At 67.8% G+C, this 18,311-nt stretch carries 14 protein-coding genes; 7 read left to right on the forward strand and 7 right to left on the reverse strand.

Annotated features, from left to right (window positions below; all coding sequences use genetic code 11):
• The first annotated feature begins 60 nt into the window (after nt 1-60).
• The 3 genes from MMF98_RS08480 (at nt 61) to def (ending at nt 1,375) form a co-directional block, all read left to right on the forward strand.
• On the forward strand, nt 61-444 hold the full coding sequence (locus MMF98_RS08480; protein ID WP_243305839.1) for a hypothetical protein: 384 nt from the start codon (nt 61-63) through the stop codon (nt 442-444).
• 96 nt (nt 445-540) lie between these two features.
• Nucleotides 541-720 (forward strand): hypothetical protein, encoded by a 180-nt coding sequence (locus MMF98_RS08485; protein ID WP_243305840.1) that lies wholly within the window; start codon nt 541-543, stop codon nt 718-720.
• 115 nt (nt 721-835) lie between these two features.
• A complete protein-coding gene (gene def, locus MMF98_RS08490; RefSeq protein ID WP_243305841.1) occupies nt 836-1,375 on the forward strand; it encodes a peptide deformylase in 540 nt (179 codons plus the stop codon).
• A gap of 36 nt (nt 1,376-1,411) precedes the next feature.
• On the opposite strand, the gene MMF98_RS08495 is transcribed toward def, so the two are convergent.
• Together MMF98_RS08495 and map are read right to left on the reverse strand one after the other, a co-directional pair.
• On the reverse strand, nt 1,412-4,033 hold the full coding sequence (locus tag MMF98_RS08495) for a [protein-PII] uridylyltransferase (RefSeq protein ID WP_243305842.1): 2,622 nt from the start codon (nt 4,031-4,033) through the stop codon (nt 1,412-1,414).
• A gap of 41 nt (nt 4,034-4,074) precedes the next feature.
• The gene (gene map, locus MMF98_RS08500; protein ID WP_243305843.1) at nt 4,075-4,881 is read right to left on the reverse strand and encodes a type I methionyl aminopeptidase; all 807 of its coding nucleotides are present in this window, start codon (nt 4,879-4,881) and stop codon (nt 4,075-4,077) included.
• 102 nt (nt 4,882-4,983) lie between these two features.
• Between map and purL the strand changes: the two genes are divergently transcribed.
• Complete coding sequence (gene purL, locus MMF98_RS08505; protein ID WP_243305844.1) at nt 4,984-9,006, forward strand: phosphoribosylformylglycinamidine synthase; 4,023 nt, start codon at nt 4,984-4,986, stop codon at nt 9,004-9,006.
• Nucleotides 9,007-9,069: 63 nt separating this feature from the next.
• Nucleotides 9,070-10,638: a caspase family protein gene (locus tag MMF98_RS08510; RefSeq protein ID WP_243305845.1), complete on the forward strand. Its 1,569-nt coding sequence runs from the start codon at nt 9,070-9,072 to the stop codon at nt 10,636-10,638.
• 123 nt (nt 10,639-10,761) lie between these two features.
• Here the strand turns inward: MMF98_RS08510 and MMF98_RS08515 are convergent, their stop codons facing one another.
• Nucleotides 10,762-12,933: a gamma-glutamyltransferase family protein gene (locus MMF98_RS08515; RefSeq protein WP_243305846.1), complete on the reverse strand. Its 2,172-nt coding sequence runs from the start codon at nt 12,931-12,933 to the stop codon at nt 10,762-10,764.
• A 122-nt stretch (nt 12,934-13,055) separates the two neighbouring features.
• On the opposite strand from MMF98_RS08515, the gene MMF98_RS08520 reads away from it, so the two are divergent.
• The gene (locus MMF98_RS08520; RefSeq protein ID WP_243305847.1) at nt 13,056-14,000 is read left to right on the forward strand and encodes a LysR family transcriptional regulator; all 945 of its coding nucleotides are present in this window, start codon (nt 13,056-13,058) and stop codon (nt 13,998-14,000) included.
• A 21-nt stretch (nt 14,001-14,021) separates the two neighbouring features.
• Here the strand turns inward: MMF98_RS08520 and MMF98_RS08525 are convergent, their stop codons facing one another.
• Entirely contained in the window at nt 14,022-15,539 is a 1,518-nt protein-coding gene (locus MMF98_RS08525; protein ID WP_243305848.1) for a glycosyltransferase family 39 protein, read from the reverse strand.
• Between the two features lie 291 nt (nt 15,540-15,830).
• Between MMF98_RS08525 and MMF98_RS08530 the strand changes: the two genes are divergently transcribed.
• Nucleotides 15,831-16,583, forward strand: coding sequence for an acetyltransferase domain-containing protein (locus MMF98_RS08530; RefSeq protein WP_243305849.1), 753 nt, complete (start codon nt 15,831-15,833; stop codon nt 16,581-16,583).
• A 49-nt stretch (nt 16,584-16,632) separates the two neighbouring features.
• Here the strand turns inward: MMF98_RS08530 and MMF98_RS08535 are convergent, their stop codons facing one another.
• The 3 genes from MMF98_RS08535 to MMF98_RS08545 form a co-directional block, all read right to left on the reverse strand.
• On the reverse strand, nt 16,633-17,418 hold the full coding sequence (locus tag MMF98_RS08535; protein ID WP_243305850.1) for a peptidylprolyl isomerase: 786 nt from the start codon (nt 17,416-17,418) through the stop codon (nt 16,633-16,635).
• A gap of 70 nt (nt 17,419-17,488) precedes the next feature.
• Nucleotides 17,489-17,755, reverse strand: coding sequence for a BolA family protein (locus MMF98_RS08540; protein ID WP_243305851.1), 267 nt, complete (start codon nt 17,753-17,755; stop codon nt 17,489-17,491).
• Nucleotides 17,752-18,300 (reverse strand): septation protein A, encoded by a 549-nt coding sequence (locus tag MMF98_RS08545; RefSeq protein ID WP_243305852.1) that lies wholly within the window; start codon nt 18,298-18,300, stop codon nt 17,752-17,754. Before MMF98_RS08545 ends, MMF98_RS08540 begins: the two co-directional genes overlap by 4 nt.
• Nucleotides 18,301-18,311 lie beyond the last annotated feature (11 nt).

Here is an 18,311-nt window from a genome sequence, read left to right on the forward strand (position 1 = left end):
TTGAACCCCGGCGCGGCGCGGGGGTCCAACCCTCCTGGACACTGTCTTCAGGAGGCAGTCATGAACATCCGCATTTCCTGCTGCGCCGCCGCGCTCGCCGCTGGCGCCCTGGCCGGGCTCTCGGGCTGCGCCGTGGTGCCCGCCGATGCCTACTACGGTACCGCGTACCCCTACAGTTCGCCCTACGTCTACCCGTACACCTACGCCTATCCGCCCATAGGCTATGCCGATCCCTGGTTCTGGGGCCCCGCCTATGGCTTTGTCGATTTCAGCGTGGTGGTGGCCCGCCGCGGGCCTCGCCATGGCTCGTCTGGTTTCGTGGCGCCCGGACGCCCGTTCGGCGGCGGCGGCGCGCCGCGCATGGGAATGGGCGGCGCAGGCCACTTTGGCGGCCGCGGTGGAGGGCATGACGGTGGCCACGGGGGTGGCGGCCACGGGCGCTGAGGGCTTTACCCACCGTTACGCAAAGCGACCTGCGGTATGTCGGAGGGCCGCGGCCGCCGCGCGTTGTGAAATGACCTGATCTACAAGGAGACCGTCATGTCTCGCCTACGTATCGCCGGAATCATCCTCGCCGCTGCCAGCGCCACCCTGCTGAGCGGCTGCGTGGTGGCCCCGGTGGCTCCCTATCCTGGCACCTACTACTACCCGGCAGCGCCGATCGTGGTGTCGCCTTCCATCGGTTTCTACGGCTCCTATGGGTATCGGCGCGGACGCTAGCAAACGTTTCTGCGCGGTGCGCCGGTTGCCGCTGCCCTGATCGCGCCCGCGGGCCCCGATGGCGCGGCGGCGGGGGAGGTTATGCTTGCGGCTCCCCAGCTTTCCCCCGCGTCCCATGGCTGTACGAGACATCCTCAAAATGGGCGATCCGCGCCTGCTGCGCATCGCCCCGCCCGTGACGGCCTTCGATACCGATGCGCTGCACCTGCTGGTGCGCGACATGTTCGAGACCATGGCCGCTGTCAACGGCGCCGGCCTCGCGGCACCGCAGATCAGCGTGGACCTGCAGCTCGTGATCTTCGGCACCGATGCACCCAACCCGCGCTACCCCGACGCGCCGCCCGTGCCGCGCACCGTGCTGTGCAATCCGGTCATCACGCCGCTGGGGCCGGATGAAGAGGACGGCTGGGAGGGCTGCCTCTCGGTGCCCGGCCTGCGCGGCGTGGTGCCGCGCTTCGCGCGCATCCGCTACACCGGCTTCGACCCCCATGGCGACCCGATCGACCGCGTGGCCGAGGGCTTCCATGCGCGCGTGGTCCAGCATGAATGCGACCACCTGATCGGCAAGCTCTACCCGATGCGGGTGCGCGATTTCACGCAGTTCGGCTTCACCGAGGTGCTGTTTCCCGGGCTGGACGCCGAGCAGGACGACTGAGGCCGCCGCGCCTTGGTCTGGCGTGGCGCTGCCGGCCTATGGCGCCGCCAGTGCCTCCAGCAGCTCGGTCTCGATCTCGATCTGCGCCTTGTTCTGCTGCAGCTCGGCGCCGTCGATCAGGAAGGTATCCTCCACGCGCTCGCCCAGCGTCGTGACCTTGGCGAGCTGCAGGTTGAGCTTGTGCTGCGCCAGCACGCGCGCCACACTGTAGAGCAGGCCCACGCGGTCGCTGGCCGAGATGCTGAGCAGCCAGCGCTGGGCCTTCTCGTCGGGCCGAAGATCCACGCGCGGCACCACGGGAAAGCTCTTGACGCGGCGCGACACGCGCCCGCGCCCCACCGGCGGCAGCGGGCCGCGCTGCTCGATGGTGTGCAGCAGGTCGGTTTCGACCATGCTGATGAGTTCGCGGTAGTGCTCGGGCAGGATCGAGGTCACGACCTGGAAGGTGTCGAGCGCGTAGCCGTTGTTGGCGGTGTGCACCTTGGCGTCCAGGATGCTGAAGCCGGCCTGCTCGAAATAGCCGCAGATGCGGGCGAACAGGTCGGGCTGGTCGGGCGTGTAGACCAGCACCTGCAGGCCTTCCCCCACCGGCGAGAGGCGCGCACGCACGATGGCGCGGCCGCGCGGCGCGGACTCGTCGCCGCTCGCCTTCTCGACAAAGCGCGACAGCTGCTTGGTGTGCCAGGCGATGTCGGACGCCTCGTGGCGCATGAAGTAGCGCACATCCAGCGTGTCCCACAGCGCCTTGTGCGCCTCGTGCGGCAGCGCGTGCAGCGCCAGCAGCACCAGGGCCTCGCGCTTGCGGGCCTCGACCTCGGCGTCGGGGTCGGGCGCGCGGCCGCCCAGGGTGCGCAGGGTGTAGCGGTACAGGTCTTCCAGCAGCTTGCCTTTCCAGGCGTTCCACACCTTGGGGCTGGTGCCGCGGATGTCGGCCACGGTCAGCAGGTAGAGCGCGGTCAGGTAGCGCTCATTGCCCACACGCTGGGCGAAGGCCGCGATCACGTCCGGGTCGCTCAGGTCCGCCTTCTGCGCGATGCGGCTCATGGCGAGGTGCTCGTGCACCAGGAATTCGATCAGCGCGGCGTCCTCGCGCGCGATGCCGTGCTGGCGGCAAAAGCGCCGCACCTCGTGCGCGCCGAGGTTGGAGTGGTCGCCGCCGCGGCCCTTGGCGATGTCGTGGAACAGCGCCGCGATGTAGAGGATCCAGGGCTTGTCCCAGCCGGCGGCGAGCTGCGAGCAGAACGGGTACTCGTGCGCGTGCTCGGCGATGAAGAAGCGCCGCACGTTGCGCAGCACCATCAGGATGTGCTGGTCCACGGTGTAGACGTGGAACAGGTCGTGCTGCATCTGGCCGACGATGCGGCGGAACACCCACAGGTAGCGCCCGAGCACCGAGGTCTGGTTCATCAGCCGCATGGCGTGGGTGATGCCCTCGGGCTGCTGCAGGATGCGCAGGAAGGTGGCGCGGTTGACCGGGTCGTCGCGGAACTTCGCCGTCATCACGTTGCGCACGTTGTAGAGCGCGCGCAGCGTGCGGGCCGACAGGCCCTTGAGCCCCCGCGTGGTCTGGTACAGCAGGAAGGTTTCGAGGATGGCGTGCGGCTGCTTCACGTAGAGGTCGTCGCTGGCCACCTCGATCATGCCGGCCTTGTCGGCGAAGCGCTCGTTGATCGGGCGCGGTTCGTGCGTGCTGGGGTTGAGCCGCTCCTCGATGTTGAGCAGCAGGATCTGATTGAGCTGGGTCACCGCCTTGGCGGCCCAGTAGTAGCGCTTCATCAGCACTTCGCTGGCGCGCATGGCGAGGCGCCCGCCGGCCGTGGTCTGCTCGGTGTAGCCGAAGGACTCGGCCACCGCAGTCTGCAGGTCGAACACCAGCCGGTCTTCACGCCGCCCGGCGATCAGGTGCAGCCGGGCGCGGATCAGGCTCAGCAGGGCCTCATTGCGCTTGATCTGCCGCGCCTCGAACGGCGTGGCCAAGCCCTTGCGCGCGAGGTCGTCCCAGCTCTTGCCGATCCGGGCGGCCTTGGCCACCCACAGCAGGGTCTGCAGGTCGCGCAGGCCGCCGGGCGATTCCTTGCAGTTGGGCTCCAGCGAGTAGGGCGTGTTCTCGAACTTGTGGTGGCGCTGGCGCATCTCCAGCGTCTTGGCGACGAAGAAGGCCTGTGGGTCGAGCGTGGCCGCGTACTGCGCGCTGAACAGGGCAAACAGCTTGCGGTCACCGGTGACCAGGCGCGATTCGAGCAGCGAGGTCTGCACCGTCACGTCCTTGCGGGCTTCGGCCACGCAGTCGGCCACGCTGCGCACGCTGGAGCCGATCTCCAGCCCGGTGTCCCAGCAGCTGCCGATGAAGCCCTCGATCTGCTGCTTCAGCGCCTCGTCGGCGTCGGGCGAGGCATGGTCGGGCAGCAGCAGCAGCACGTCCACGTCGGAGTAGGGGAACAGCTCGCCGCGGCCATAGCCGCCCACGGCCACCAGCGCAAAGCCTTCGGGGAAGCTGGCATGGGCCCAGAGCGTGCGCAGCGTGGCATCGGCCTGCTGCGCGAGCTTTTGCAGCAGGCGGCGCACGCCGCGGGTGGAGGCGCCGCTGGACTGCACGGACTGCAGCAGCTCGGCTTTCTGGAGCCGGTAGTCGTTGCGCAGGGCTTGCAGGTCGGGCATGTCCGGGCGGTGAGGTCGGTGGCGGGCAGGCGCCCAGGCGGTCAGGCCGTGACGAACGAAGGCGCAGGCGGGCTGCCGTCCGACAGCGTGAGCACCTCGTAGCCGGTTTCGGTCACCAGCACGGTGTGCTCCCACTGGGCCGAGAGCGAATGGTCCTTGGTGACGATGGTCCAGCCGTCGGTCAGCTCCTTGATCTCGCGGCGCCCGGCGTTGATCATGGGCTCGATGGTGAAGGTCATGCCGGGCTTGAGCTCCTCGAGCGTGCCGGGCTTGCCGTAGTGCAGCACCTGCGGCTCCTCATGGAACACCTTGCCGATGCCGTGGCCGCAGAACTCGCGCACCACCGAGAAGCCGTTGCTCTCGGCGAATTTCTGGATCGCCCAGCCCACGTCGCCCAGGCGGGCGCCGGGCCGCACCTGCATGATGCCGTGCCACATGGCCTCGAAGGTGATGGCGCACAGGCGCCGGGCCTGGATGGAGGTTTCGCCGATGAGGTACATGCGGCTGTTGTCGCCGAACCAGCCCTCCTTGGTGATGACGGTGACATCGACGTTCATGATGTCGCCCTTCTTGAGCGGCTTGTCGTTCGGGATGCCGTGGCACACCACGTGGTTGAGCGAGGTGCACAGCGATGCGGGGTAGGGCGGGTAGCCCGGGGGCTGGTAGCCGAGCGTGGCGGAGGTCGTGCCCTGGACGTTCACCATGTAGTCGTTCGCCAGGCGGTCGATTTCCTTGGTCGTGATGCCGGCCTTGATGTGAGGCGTGAGGTAATCGAGAACTTCCGAAGCCAGGCGGCATGCGGTGCGCATGCCCGCGATGCCATCCGCGTCTTTGTAGGTAATGCTCATGGCCTCGATTATCCCACTGGGTGAATTCCTGCGCAGGTAAAATCAAGGGTTTTCACGGAGCCACCCATCCAGCGTGGCTGCGGCAACCACAAGGCCACCCCAGTGACCCTGCATATCAGCACCTTCGACGGCGGCAGCGCGCTCAGCGAGTTCCGAGTCCAGCAACTTCTTCCGCGCCTGCAGGCCATCCATGACCGCATCAGCGGCATCGCGGCCCGGTTCGTGCACCTCGTGGCCAGCGAAGCGCCGCCGTCGCCCGAGACGCAGGCCCGCCTGGCGGCCCTGCTGAGCTATGGCGAGCCCTATGCGGGGCCGGTGGACGGCCCGGTGATCGTGGTGTCACCGCGCTTCGGCACGGTGTCGCCCTGGGCCTCCAAGGCCACCGACATCGCCCACAACTGCGGGCTCGCGCTGCGGCGCGTGGAGCGCGTCACCGAATACCGCCTGACGCTGGCGTCGGGTCTGCTGGGCAGGGCGAGCCTGAGCGAAGCGCAGCGGGCCGCGGTGGCCGAGCTGCTGCACGACCGCATGACCGAGAGCGCCATGGCCGACCGCGCTCAGGCAGCGGGCCTGTTCACCGAGCTGCAGCCCGCGCCGATGGAGCACGTGGACGTGCTGGGCGGCGGGCGGGCCGCGCTGGAGGCGGCCAACATGCAGTTCGGCCTGGCGCTGGCCGACGACGAGATCGACTACCTGGTCGAGGCCTTCGAAGGCCTGAAGCGCAACCCGAGCGACGTGGAGCTGATGATGTTCGCGCAGGCCAACAGCGAGCACTGCCGCCACAAGATCTTCAACGCGGGCTTCACCATCGACGGCGTGCCGCAAGAGCGAAGCATGTTCGGCATGATCCGCAACACGCACCAGCGGAGCCCCCAGCACACGGTGGTGGCGTACTCAGACAACGCCTCGGTCATGGAGGGCTCGCCGGTCCAGCGATTCATGGCCGGATCGGCCGGAGGTCCAGGTGCAGCGGACGCGGGCAGCTATCAAAAGCATAGCGCCACGAACCATGTGCTGATGAAGGTGGAAACTCACAACCACCCGACGGCGATCTCGCCGTTCCCCGGCGCCTCCACCGGCGCGGGCGGCGAGATCCGCGACGAGGGCGCCACCGGGCGCGGCTCGAAACCCAAGGCGGGCCTGACCGGCTTCACCGTCTCGAAGCTGTGGGGCGGCTGGTCGAGCCAGCCGGGCGGCAAGCCCGGCCACATCGCCAGCCCGCTGCAGATCATGACCGAAGGCCCGCTGGGCGGCGCGGCCTTCAACAACGAGTTCGGCCGGCCCAACCTGCTGGGCTACTTCCGTGAGTATGAGCAGGCCGTGGCCTCCGACGTGGACCAGGTGCTGCGCGGCTACCACAAGCCCATCATGATCGCGGGCGGCCTCGGCACCATCGACGCCGGGCTCACGAAGAAGATCGAGTTTCCGGCCGGCACGCTGCTGATCCAGCTCGGCGGCCCGGGCATGCGCATCGGCATGGGCGGCGGCGCGGCCAGCTCCATGGCCACCGGTGCCAACGCGGCCGAGCTCGACTTCGACTCGGTGCAGCGCGGCAACCCCGAGATCGAGCGCCGGGCGCAGGAGGTCATCAACCACTGCTGGCAGCAGGGCGCGGCCAACCCCATCCTGGCCATCCACGACGTGGGTGCGGGCGGCCTGAGCAATGCCTTTCCCGAGCTGAGCAACGATGCCGGCCGCGGCGCGCGTTTCGACCTGCGCAAGGTGCCGCTGGAAGAGTCGGGCCTGGCGCCCAAGGAAATCTGGTGCAACGAAAGCCAGGAGCGCTACGTGCTGGCCATCGCGCCCGAGTCGCTGGCGCAGTTCCAGGCCTTCTGCGAGCGCGAACGCTGCCCGTTTGCCGTGGTGGGCGTGGCCACCGAGGAGCGCCGGCTCGTGGTGGCCGAGGCCAAGGCTGGCGACAGCCTGGCTCCGGTCGACATGCCCATGAACGTGCTGCTGGGCAAGCCGCCCAAGATGCACCGCGACGTCAAGGCCGTGCCGCGCCGCTTCAAGCCGGTGGACCTGACCGGGGTCGATCTCCAGCAGGCCGCGATCCAGGTGCTGGCCCACCCCACCGTGGCCTCCAAGCGCTTTCTCATCACCATCGGCGACCGCACCGTGGGGGGCTTGAGCCACCGCGACCAGATGGTCGGCCCCTGGCAGGTGCCGGTGGCCGACTGCGCCGTGACCCTGGCCGACTACAGCGGCTTCGCCGGCGAGGCCATGAGCATGGGCGAGCGCACGCCGCTGGCCGCGATCGACGCGCCGGCCTCGGGCCGCATGGCGGTGGCCGAGGCCATCACCAACCTGCTGGCGGCGCCCATCGAGCTGCCGCGCGTCAAGCTCTCGGCCAACTGGATGGCCGCCTGCGGCGAGCCCGGCGAGGATGCGGCCCTGTACGAGACGGTCAAGGCCGTGGGCATGGAGCTGTGCCCCGCCTTGGGCGTGTCCATCCCCGTCGGCAAGGACAGCCTCTCCATGCGCACGCAGTGGACCGAGGGCGCGGCGGCGAAGAAGGTCACCTCGCCGGTGAGCCTGATCGTCAGCGCCTTCGCCACGCTGGCCGACGTGCGCGGCACGCTCACGCCGCAGCTCGACGCCACCGAGGAAGACACCACCCTGGTGCTGGTGGACCTGGGCCGCGGCCGCCACCGCATGGGTGGCAGCATCCTGGCCCAGACGCTGGACCAGGTGGGCGACAGCGTGCCCGACCTCGACGACCCGCAGGACCTCGTGAACCTGGTCCAGGCCGTCAACGCCCTGCGCGCGCAGCAGAAGATCCTGGCCTACCACGACCGCAGCGACGGCGGCCTGTTCGCCACCGTCTGCGAAATGGCCTTTGCCGGCCACGTGGGCGTGTCGCTCAACATCGACCTGCTGGTGACCGAGGGCGATGGCATCTCCGACAGCCGCATGGACACCGGCGACGCCAAGAACTGGGCCGGCCAGGTCAGCGCGCGCCGCGAGGAACTCACGCTCAAGGCCCTGTTCTGCGAAGAGCTGGGCGTGGTGCTGCAGGTGCGCACCGCGCAGCGCAACGAAGTGATGCAGACGCTGCGCGAGCATGGCCTGTCGCGCCACAGCCACTTCATCGGCAAGACGCGTCCGGCGTCGTCGGCCATCGACGTGGGCAAGGGCAAACTCGAGGTCTGGCGCGACACCAAGGCCGTGTTCAGCGCCGCGCTGCCCGACCTGCACCAGGTCTGGGATTCGGTGAGCTGGAAGATTACCCAGTTGCGCGACAACCCCGAAGGCGCCGATGCCGAACATGCCGCCGCAGGTGAGCCAAATGACCCGGGGGTCCGCGTCCTGCCGTCATTTGATGCTACTGAAAACATAGCGGCTCCATTCCTCAATCTGGCCCGCCCCAAGGTCGCGATCCTGCGCGAGCAGGGCGTCAACTCGCATGTGGAGATGGCCTACGCCTTCACCGAGGCGGGTTTCGAGGCCCATGACGTGCACATGACCGACCTGCAGGCCGGCCGCGCCCGCCTGGCGGACTTCAAGGGCGTGGTGGCCTGCGGCGGCTTCAGCTATGGCGACACGCTGGGCGCTGGCATCGGCTGGGCCCGCAGCATCACGTTCAACCCGGTCCTGTCCGAGCAGTTCCAGCGCTTCTTTGCGCGCCCGGACACCTTCGGCCTGGGCGTGTGCAACGGCTGCCAGATGTTCGCCGAACTCGCCGACATCATTCCCGGCGCGCAAGACTGGCCGCGCTTCACCACCAACCAGAGCGAGCGCTTCGAGGCCCGCCTGTCCATGGTGGAGGTGCTGGCCTCGCCCAGCCTGTTCCTCGCCGGCATGGCCGGCAGCCGCCTGCCGATCGCCGTGGCGCATGGCGAAGGCTATGCCAACTTCGCCCGCCGCGGCGATGCGGCCAAGGCCATTGCCGCCATGCGCTTCGTGGACAACCACGGCCAGTCCACCGAGCGTTACCCGTTCAACCCCAACGGCAGCGCCGGAGGCCTGACCGCCGTGACCACGGCCGACGGCCGCTTCACCGCGATGATGCCGCACCCCGAGCGCGTGTTCCGCAACATCCAGATGAGCTGGACTTCGGGCGACAAGAGCGACTTCAGCCCCTGGATGAGGATCTGGCGCAACGCGCGCAAGTGGGTCGGCTGAGGGGCCCGGCGGTTCCCCCGAATATGGGAGGGGCGCGCCGGGGGCAGCTCGCATAATCGGCCCATGCTGCCGCTTCTGCCTTCCGCTCCCATTCGTCTCAAGGGGCTGTGCGCCCTGATTTGCCTGGCCTCGGTCGCCGCGGGAGCCCAGGCTCCCGGGGATGCCCGGGTGGCCCTGGTCATCGGCAATGGTGCCTATGCCTCGGCCCCGGCGCTGCCCAACCCGGCCAACGACGCGGGCGCCATGGCCAGCACGCTGAAAGGCCTGGGCTTCACGGTGATCGAGCTGCGCGACGGCACCAAGGCCCAGATGGCCGAGGCGATCGCCCGGGTGCGCGAAACGCTGAAGGGCCGGCAGGGCGTGGGCATGCTGTATTACGCGGGCCACGGCCTGCAGATGGATGCGCGCAACTACATGGTGCCGGTGGACGCCCGGATGGCCAGGACCGCCGACGTGCCCCAGCAGACGGTGGACGTGAGCTCTGTGATCGAGGCCTTCAAGGCCGCCGGCAACCGTATGAACATCCTGGTGCTCGACGCCTGCCGCGACAACCCGTTCGGCGGCATCACCACCGGGCGGGGCCTGGCGCCGCTGGATGCCCCCAGCGGCACCTTCCTGGCCTACGCCACGGCACCGGGCAACGTGGCCGAAGACGGTGATGTGAAATCAGGCAACGGCCTGTACACCCAGTTCCTGCTGCAGGAGCTGAAGAAGCCGCAGGCCCGCATCGAGGACGTGTTCAAACGCGTGCGCTTTGCCGTGCGCAAGGCCAGCAACGGCCGGCAGATCCCGTGGGAGAGCACCAGCCTGGAGGACGACTTCCAGTTCAACGAAGGCAGGGTCATCGCCGCTGCCAGGCCGACGGCGCAGCAATTGCAGGCCGAGTTCACGCAGGAGAAGCAGGACTGGGACCGCATCAAGGACAGCACCCGGGCGGACGACTTCTACGCCTTCCTGCAGAAGTACCCCAGCGGCAGCATCAGCGAAGCCGCGCTGGCCCGCTTGAACCAGATCAACCAGCCCACGCTGCTGGTCCAGGGCGCGGGCGCGGACGGCAGCGACAAGCCCTACGCCCGCGCCACGTACAAGCTCGGCGACGAGTTCGAGTCGGCCTATGAAGGGGGCACCATGCGCCTGATCCAGCGTGTGACCAGTGTCACGCCCGATGAAGTGGCCGTCACCAGCCGTGCGGTGATCGACGGCAAGGAGCAGTCCCACGAGACGGTCGAGCTGTTCGACCCCAGCGGGGGATCGCGCGGCATCAAGGGGATGTACCGCTACAACCCGCCGCAAACGTTCTTCCCGGCCGAACAGATGCAGGTCGGCAAGAGCTGGAAGGTGGGCTTCGAGACCGTGGGCACGCTGTTCGGCAGCTTTCCCTCGCACACCATCAACGGAGAGGCCCGGGTGCTGGCGCGGGAAACCCTGCAGACCCCGGCCGGCGCTTTCAGTACCTTCAAGATCGAATGGGTGACCTACAGCTCGCTCAAGGCGGGCCAGGCCACGCGCTGCCTGTTCTGGCTGAGCCAGGATGTGCCTGTGGCGGTGCGCTCCGAGTGTTCGGTGCCGGCCTCGGGCACTTCGCCGGCGCGGCAGGTGGTTCAACTGGTGCGGGTCAAGCGCGCCAGCTGATCCACCTGGGGCGGCCGCTCCATGCGGGGGCCATGAACGGAGGCCCGAAACGACAACGCGCCGGACAGGGCCGGCGCGAGCGGTAGGGCGAAGGCCGGGCATGGCCCGGCCTTGAAGGCTTTCTCAGTAGCCGTTGGCTCCGCCATTGCGCCGGTTGTCGGCCGCACCCTTGTAGATCGGGAAGCCGTTGGCGTCATAGCTCACCGCGATGCCGCTCAGGCCGCTGGTCAGGCCGGTGGCCGCGGCGTTGGCGGCGGTGTTGCCGTAGGTCGTGATCAGGTTCGGCACCAGGTTCGCGATGGGTTTGCCCGATTCCAGTTCGGCGATGCCGTTCTGGCCGGTCCAGTTGTCGGCGTTGATCGCGGCCTGCAGGTCCATGCCGTAGAGCACGTGGCCGAGGAAGGTCTTGACGATGTAGTCAGGGATCGGGCCGCCGCCGGCAGAGCCCCAGACCAGCCGCATCTTGCCGCTCGCGTCGAAGGCGATGGCCGGTGCGATGGAGCTGCGCGGCCGCTTGTAGGGCGCATAGCCATTCACGTCGAGGCCAGGGGTGCTGGCGGAGAAGTTGGACATGGCGTTGTTGATCATCATGCCGGCCGCTTCGATGTGGGCACCCCAGTGCGTGTTGATCGTGGTGGTCATGGACAGGGCGTTGCCGTAGCCGTCGATGATGGCGATGTTGCTGGTCGTGTTCCAGTCCTCCTCGCGGGCCGGCCGGTCGGCCTTGGCCAGCATCACGGCGGCTTGCTTGCGCGCTTGCCGGGCCTTGGCGGCGGGCACGGTCAGCGCGGCCATGGTGTCATAGTTGGCCGGATCCGCGTTGGCGGCAAAGGCCGGAATGCCGTCCGCCACGCCGCCGGTGGTCACCGTGCCGAGGGCGGTCGAGGTGATCAGCGCGGCGCGCGCATCGAGGTAGGCCGGCGTGAGCAGGGCGTTGACGCGCTCCTTGATGTTGGAATAGGCCGGGTCGCCGACGATGTTGCGGCGGTCGGCATTGGCCAGCCGGCTGGCTTCGGTGGCGAGGTGCACGAATTGCGCGCCGTTGAAGGCGGGCAGGGCCTTGATGTTCTGGCGCTCCAGCAGGCCCAGGGTGTACAGCGTGACCACGCCGCCGAACGACGGAGCCGGCTGCGTGTAGATGGTCATGCCCAGGCGCTGGCCGACCAGCGGCTGGCGCTCCACGGCGCGGTAGCTGCCGAAATCGGCCGTGGTCATGAGGCTCGGGATCGCGGCGATGGTGGTGGCCACCGAGGGCGCTGCCACGGTACCGGCCACCGGCAGGATCGACTTGCACGGCAGTTGCCCGGCACCGATCTTGGCCACGACCGCCTGGGCGATCGGGCCGGCGGGGTTGTAGAAGGCGGCGGCGCCGCCATCGCGCACCCGCTGCATGGTGTCGGCCAGATCAGTGTTCCTGATGATCGTGCCAACGGCGAGCGGCCGTTGTCCTGAGGCATCGGTGGCGTCGCAGTAGCGCGCCTTGATGTCGGGGTACTTGCAGCGCGGCGCGCCCTTGGCGGTGCCGGCCGAGTTGACCCAGGCCGACACGCCGCTGCCTGCGCTGACCAGGTTGCCGTCGTCGTCGTACTCGGCGGTGTCGGCAAACAGCGTCTTGTACATGTAGGGCGTCATCGGGAAACCGTTGTTCGCGAGATCGATCGCATCGCCCCAGAGCTGGTTCCAGGGTGTCTTGCCGTAGGACTGGTACACCAGGTCCAGCACCTTCAGCGTGCCGGGCACGCCCACGGCGCGGCCCGAGATGTTGGTGTTGCCCTGCTGGGACGAAATGCTGGTATTCGCGGCCAGGCCCGACTTGCAGATGTTGAAGGGCGTGGTGCTTGAGACATCCTGCGCCACAGCCCGGTAGATGTCCGCGACGCCGCCGGTGGTGGCCGGCGCGGCCGAGAAGCCATCGAAGGTGCGCACCTTCTTGCTGGCCGCATCGTAGTAGGTGATGACGCTGCCGCCAGCCATGCCCGAGGCAAAGGGCTCGGCCACGCCGAGCACGGCCTGCACGGCGATGGCGGCATCGATCGCGGTGCCGCCCTTGGCGAGCACCTTGCAGCCCGCGGCCGAGGCCTTGACGTCGGCCGAGGTCACCATCAGGTTGGTGCCGCTGATGCCGACGGTCTGGCCGTAAGGCGCGCCATCTTGCTGCTGGCACAGCGCAGGGTCGAACTTGACGGTGCGCACCACGGGCACATCGGGCGGCTTGACCCCATCGTCCGGCACGGGCGTTTTGCTGCTGATGAATGAAGAATCAGACCCGCCGCAGCCGGCCAGGCCGGCCAGCACGGACAAAGTTAATACGGTTGTTTTACCCAACGACATGGTTGCTCCAAGTGTTTTATGAATGACGGCAGAATGTACGCAGACTGCATGCCCAGAACAACGACTGCAGCAAGAATCACTCTTCAATGGAATTTGACAATCTCAACGTTCTGCGTGTGCTTCTCGCCATCGCAGACACCGGAAGCCTCACGGCGGCGGGACGGCAACTCGACCTCAGCACGGCGGCCGTGAGCGCGGCCATCAAGCGGCACGAGAACTCGCTGGGCGTCCGGCTGTTCGAGCGGACCACCCGCTCGGTGCGGCCCACGGCCGAGGGCGAGGTGATGATCGACCATGCCCGGCGTGCGCTGGAACTCGTGGCCGAAGGGCAGGCCAAGGTCCGGCATGGTTCTCTCGAACTGAGCGGCACCATCTGCATCACGGCCTCGGTCACCATGGCGCGGGAACTGCTGGTCGACTGGCTGGCGGAGTTCGCTGCGCACCATCCCGCGATCCAGATCGATCTGCAGGTCAGCGATGCGCAGCTCGACCTGGTGCGCGACGCCATCGACGTGGCGGTGCGCAATGGCCCGCTGATCGATTCGAGCCTGGTGGCGCGGCTGCTGGCACCGGCGCGGCGCCTGGCCTGTGCCAGCCCGGCCTACCTGGCGCAACACGGCGTGCCCCGGCATCCCCGCGACCTGGCCCATCACGAATGCCTGGTGTCGCGCGTGCGGGACCGCATGTACGACCGCTGGTATTTCGAGCCTGCGGCCTCGCCCGGGGCGCCCGCACAGGTCAAGGTCAGTGGCCGGCTGGCCTGCCATGACGCTTCCATCGCGCACCAGTGGGCGCTGGCAGGGCGGGGCATCACCTACCAGTCCGAGCTGGTGGTGGCGCCTTCGCTGGCCAGCGGCGCCCTGATCCGGCTGCTGCCGAACTACGTTGGTGAAGAGGTGCCGCTCTACGCGGTGATGCCCAGCAGCCGCTTCGTGCCGGCGCGCGTCAGCGTGCTGGTGGGAGAGCTGTCCAAGCTGTTCCGCCAGCAGCTCAAGCTGCTGCGCCAGCGCACGCCTGCCGTCGCCCCGTGAGGCGGCCGGCGCCGAAGCCGCTCAACCGGGGCAGGGCTCGCGCGGCGGCGTGACCGACCAGTACAACTGCTGCGTCTGCCCCGCCGCGCCTCGGCGCCTGGCAGGCACCTCCATGGAATGCATCTGCGGCGGGCTAGACAGGCCCGGCCCGGGCAGCGCGCTGCCGATGATCAGCGCGCCGCGGCGTTGCAGGTCGGCCCGGTCGATCCAGGGCGACTTGTGGAAGTCGCCGTCTTCCAGCACCGAGGGATAGGCGCCCGAGTAGACCGAGATCAACCCGGCTTCGAAGCCGGGGCCCACCACGTAGCGGAGCGGGCAGGTGGTGGCTGCCTGCCAGTCGGCGAGGGCGCGGGCTGCCATGGTGCGCGCGGGAAAGATGCGGTCGGCGCTCGTGAGCGAGCGCTGCGCCGTCGGGCTGCTGATCGATCGCATGTAGAGGAAGGCGCCGGCCAGATGGATCGCCAGCGCGGCGAAGACGAGCGGCTTGAGCCGGATGCGAAAGGGGAGCCGGCTGATCTGCCAGGCAATCAGCAGCGGCACGAACTGCATCGTCTGCAGCCCCCAGAAGCTCTGCAGCTTCACGCCGCCCAGCAGCACGATCGCCATCAGGACCAGAAAGGGAATGCCCACCAGCCCCCAGAACCACTGCGTGACCAGGGTGGAATTGGCCGCACCGGTGGAAGGCTCGGCCGGCCGGGCCCGGGCGAACAGCACGGCCACGCCAAGCGCGGCCAGCATGGGCAGATGAAAGCGCAGCTGGTTCGTGAGGAAAGACAGCCAGCGCACGATGCGTTCGCTGTAACCCAGGACCGGGGCGCTTTGCTTGAAATACTGATAGGACGGCAGGCCGTGCTGAAGCGACCAGAGCAGGTGCGGCAGGAACACGGCACAGGCCACCAGCAGGGCCAGGGCCACGCCCCGGCGCTGGCCTTGCGGGCCTCTGAGCACGCCGATCCGCCATAGGACAAACAGGACGCCAAGAATCGGAACGACCGCCTGGTATTTGCTCAGCAGCGCCGCGCCGGCCAGCAGCCCCACGATGCCCCAGTGCAGCAGCCGCCGGCTCTGCACCGCCACCAGCGTGGCCCAGACCATCGCGGCAATGGCCAGCACCAGGACGGTGTTGTGGTTGTAGGTCTGGGCGCGCCACGAGAAGCCCTGGTGCAGCGACCACAGCACCACGGCGATGGCGGGGGCCGAAGATCCTGGCGGCAGCAGCCGCTGCGCGATTTTCCAGGTGCAGAAGGCGCAGCCTGCGAGGCAGAGGGCGGCCAGCAGATAGGCCGTGGCCGGGGAGGCACCCATCAGGCAGATGGCCAGGGCCATGAGCCAGGTCGGAAGGGGCGGGTGTTTCCAGTAGCCGAGCTCCAGGCTGTGGGCCCAGTTGTACTGCTCGATGCTGTCGGCAAACTGCGCGGGATTGACACAGCAGGCCAGCACGACCCAGCCTGCCACCGTCAAGGCCGCAAAGGCGGGGGGCGCATGACGCGCCCAGCCCGCGCGCTGCGCGGGCAGATCCAACGACGAATCAACCTTCATGTCTGCCCGCCTGCGCCCGCATCAACGGGGCCCGGTGGCCATTTGTTAGTAATTTGTAATGTTGGTGATTCTAGGAACGGCAGGGCGATGAAGGTGTGACGGCCTTGTTGCATCAAGGGTCTCTGGTGGCGGGCAGAGGCCCGGGCGGCTGGCGGTACACGTGAGGGACGGCGCCGGTGTGAGCGAGCGCACAGTGTCGGGAAACGGTGGCGAGGTGTAAATCACCCAAAGCGACTAGGCGCCTGGACCACGTGCGCCGTCAGCCGCGGGCCCTGCGTACACTTGGCGCCCATGGCTTCTTCCACACAGCGTTTCGGGTCGATCGATGCCTTGCGCGGCGTGGCCATCGTCTGGATGACGGTGTTCCACTTCTGCTTCGACCTCAACCACTTCGGCTACCTGCGGCAAAACTTCTACCATGACCCTTTCTGGACCTGGCAGCGCACCTGCATCGTGAGCCTGTTCCTGTTCTGCGCGGGGTTCGGGCAGGCCATCGCGGTGCATCAGGGGCAGAGCTGGCGGCGTTTCTGGCGGCGCTGGGCGCAGGTGGCGGGCTGTGCGCTGCTGGTCACGGCGGGATCGGCCCTGATGTTCCCGCAAAGCTATATCTACTTCGGCGTGCTGCACGGCATTGCGGTGATGCTTCTCATCGTCCGGCTCACGGCGGGCTGGGGCCGTTGGCTGTGGCTTGCCGGCGCGCTCGCGATTGCTATGAAATTCATAGCTGAACAGCTCCTGGCGACAGGGACCTTGAGCAGTTTTGCCGAGATGTTCAATGCCCGGCCGCTGAACTGGCTCGGCCTGATCACCAAGAAGCCCATCACCGAAGACTATGTGCCCGTGCTGCCCTGGCTGGGCGTGATGTGGTGGGGCATGGCTGCCGGCCGCTGGGTGCTGGAGCAGCGGCCGCAATGGCTGGCGCGCGTTCCGGGCGGGGCGGCAGGCCGGCCGCTGGCGCTGCTGGGCCGCTGGAGCCTGAGCTGGTACATGCTGCACCAGCCGGTGCTGATCGGCCTGCTGACGGCGCTGGCAGCGCTCAAATGAACAACGCGGCCCGTGGGCCGCGTTGTACTCGGAAAAAGCGGGAGAGCTCTTATTCCACCTTGGCCTTGCTGCGCAGTTCTTCCTGGAAGGCGGCCAGCTTCTGCTGCTGCAGTTGCTGCGAGATCTGGGGCTTGACCTCTTCCAGCTTGGGCAACTGGGCCTGGCGCACGTCGTCCAGGCGGATGATGTGCCAGCCGAACTGGCTCTTCACCGGCGTGTCGGTGAGCTGTCCCTTGTTGAGCTTGACCAGCGCGTCGGAGAACTCCTTCACGTAGTTGCTGGGCGTGGCCCAGTCGAGGTCGCCACCATTGGCGCCGGACCCGGGATCCTTGGACTGCTTCTTGGCGATGTCCTCGAACTTGGCGCCCTTCTTGAGCTGGGCGATGATGGCCTTGGCATCGGCTTCGTTTTCAACCAGGATGTGGCGCGCCTTGTATTCCTTGCCGCCGTTGGCCGCGACGAACTTGTCGTACTCGGCCTTGATGTCGGCGTCGGTCACCGGGTGGGTCTTCTGGAAGTCGGCGAACAGTTCGCGGATCAGCAGGCTCTGGCGGGCCAGCTCGAGCTGGGTCTTGTAGTCGTCGGTGGCGTCGAGGCCGCGCTTTTGCGCTTCCTGGATGAAGATCTCGCGCGCGATCACTTCATCCTTGATCTGGCCCTGCATCTCGGGCGTGATGGGGCGGCCGGTGCGCGCCACTTGCTGCGTCAGGGCATCGACGCGCGACTTGGGCACGGCCTTGCCGTTCACCACGGCGACGTTTTGCGCTGCAGCAGGCAACGCCACCGCGCCCAGGACGGCCGCAGCTGCGATAGCCGATAAGAACTGCTTTTTCATGGTCTTTCCTTGATAGTCTTAGAAAATGAAGCGCAACCCGCTCATGAAAGCATGGCAAAGCGGGGCGGTATCAGAGCGTTTCAATGGCGATGGCATGAACGCCCCGATCAATGAAATCTTGCAGCGCATCATACACAAGGCGATGGCGCGCCAATCGGGGCTGTCCTGTAAACAAAGGTGACGCGATCCGCACCCGGAAATGGGTGCCGAAACCCGTGCCGTTGGCGCCCGCATGGCCGGCGTGGGCGGCGCTTTCGTCCAGCACTTCGAGCTGCGTCGGCGCCAGCGCGTCGCGCAGCCGCTGCTCGAGCGCGGCGGCGTGGATGGCGGTGCTCACGAGTCGCGTGTCTCCGTGTCGGTCTTGAGGTAGCGGCCCAGGTAGAGCGCCTGGCCGATCACGAACAGCACCATCAGGCCCAGGCCGCCGAACAGCTTGAAGTTGACCCAGGTGTCGGTGTCGAAATTGAAGGCCACCCACAGGTTGATGACGCCCATTACCGCGAAGAAGGCAGTCCAGCTCCAGTTCATCACGCGCCAGGCGTTGTCGGGCAGCTCCATCTGGGCGCCCATCAGCGACTTGAGCAGGTTCTTCCTGAAGAACAACTGGCCCGCCAGCAGCGCGCCGCCCATCAGCCAGTACAGCACGGTGGGCTTCCATTTGATGAAGGTGTCGTTGTGGGCGATCAGGGTAGCGCCGCCGAACAGCACGATCACGCCCAGGCTGATCCATTGCATGGGCTCGACCTTGCCGTGCTTGAAGCGGACGTAGCCGATCTGCACCAGTGTGGCGGCGATGGCCACGGCCGTGGCGACATAGATGCCCCAGACCTTGAAGGCCACGAAGAACAGGATGATGGGGAAGAAGTCGAGAAACAGTTTCATGGAGAGGGGGG

The sequence above is a fragment of the Variovorax terrae genome (assembly GCF_022809125.1).
Lineage (GTDB): Bacteria > Pseudomonadota > Gammaproteobacteria > Burkholderiales > Burkholderiaceae_C > Variovorax_A > Variovorax_A terrae.

Bases quoted from the DNA above. Each gene is read 5' to 3' on its own strand.
- MMF98_RS08495 (WP_243305842.1), bottom strand. From the start codon at position 4,033: ATGCCCGACCTGCAAGCCCTGCGCAACGACTACCGGCTCCAGAAAGCC.
- MMF98_RS08510 (WP_243305845.1), top strand. From the start codon at position 9,070: ATGCTGCCGCTTCTGCCTTCCGCTCCCATTCGTCTCAAGGGGCTGTGC.
- MMF98_RS08480 (WP_243305839.1), top strand. From the start codon at position 61: ATGAACATCCGCATTTCCTGCTGCGCCGCCGCGCTCGCCGCTGGCGCC.
- MMF98_RS08520 (WP_243305847.1), top strand. From the start codon at position 13,056: ATGGAATTTGACAATCTCAACGTTCTGCGTGTGCTTCTCGCCATCGCA.
- MMF98_RS08535 (WP_243305850.1), bottom strand. From the start codon at position 17,418: ATGAAAAAGCAGTTCTTATCGGCTATCGCAGCTGCGGCCGTCCTGGGC.
- MMF98_RS08530 (WP_243305849.1), top strand. From the start codon at position 15,831: ATGGCTTCTTCCACACAGCGTTTCGGGTCGATCGATGCCTTGCGCGGC.
- map (WP_243305843.1), bottom strand. From the start codon at position 4,881: ATGAGCATTACCTACAAAGACGCGGATGGCATCGCGGGCATGCGCACC.
- MMF98_RS08485 (WP_243305840.1), top strand. From the start codon at position 541: ATGTCTCGCCTACGTATCGCCGGAATCATCCTCGCCGCTGCCAGCGCC.
- MMF98_RS08525 (WP_243305848.1), bottom strand. From the start codon at position 15,539: ATGAAGGTTGATTCGTCGTTGGATCTGCCCGCGCAGCGCGCGGGCTGG.
- def (WP_243305841.1), top strand. From the start codon at position 836: ATGGCTGTACGAGACATCCTCAAAATGGGCGATCCGCGCCTGCTGCGC.
- MMF98_RS08545 (WP_243305852.1), bottom strand. From the start codon at position 18,300: ATGAAACTGTTTCTCGACTTCTTCCCCATCATCCTGTTCTTCGTGGCC.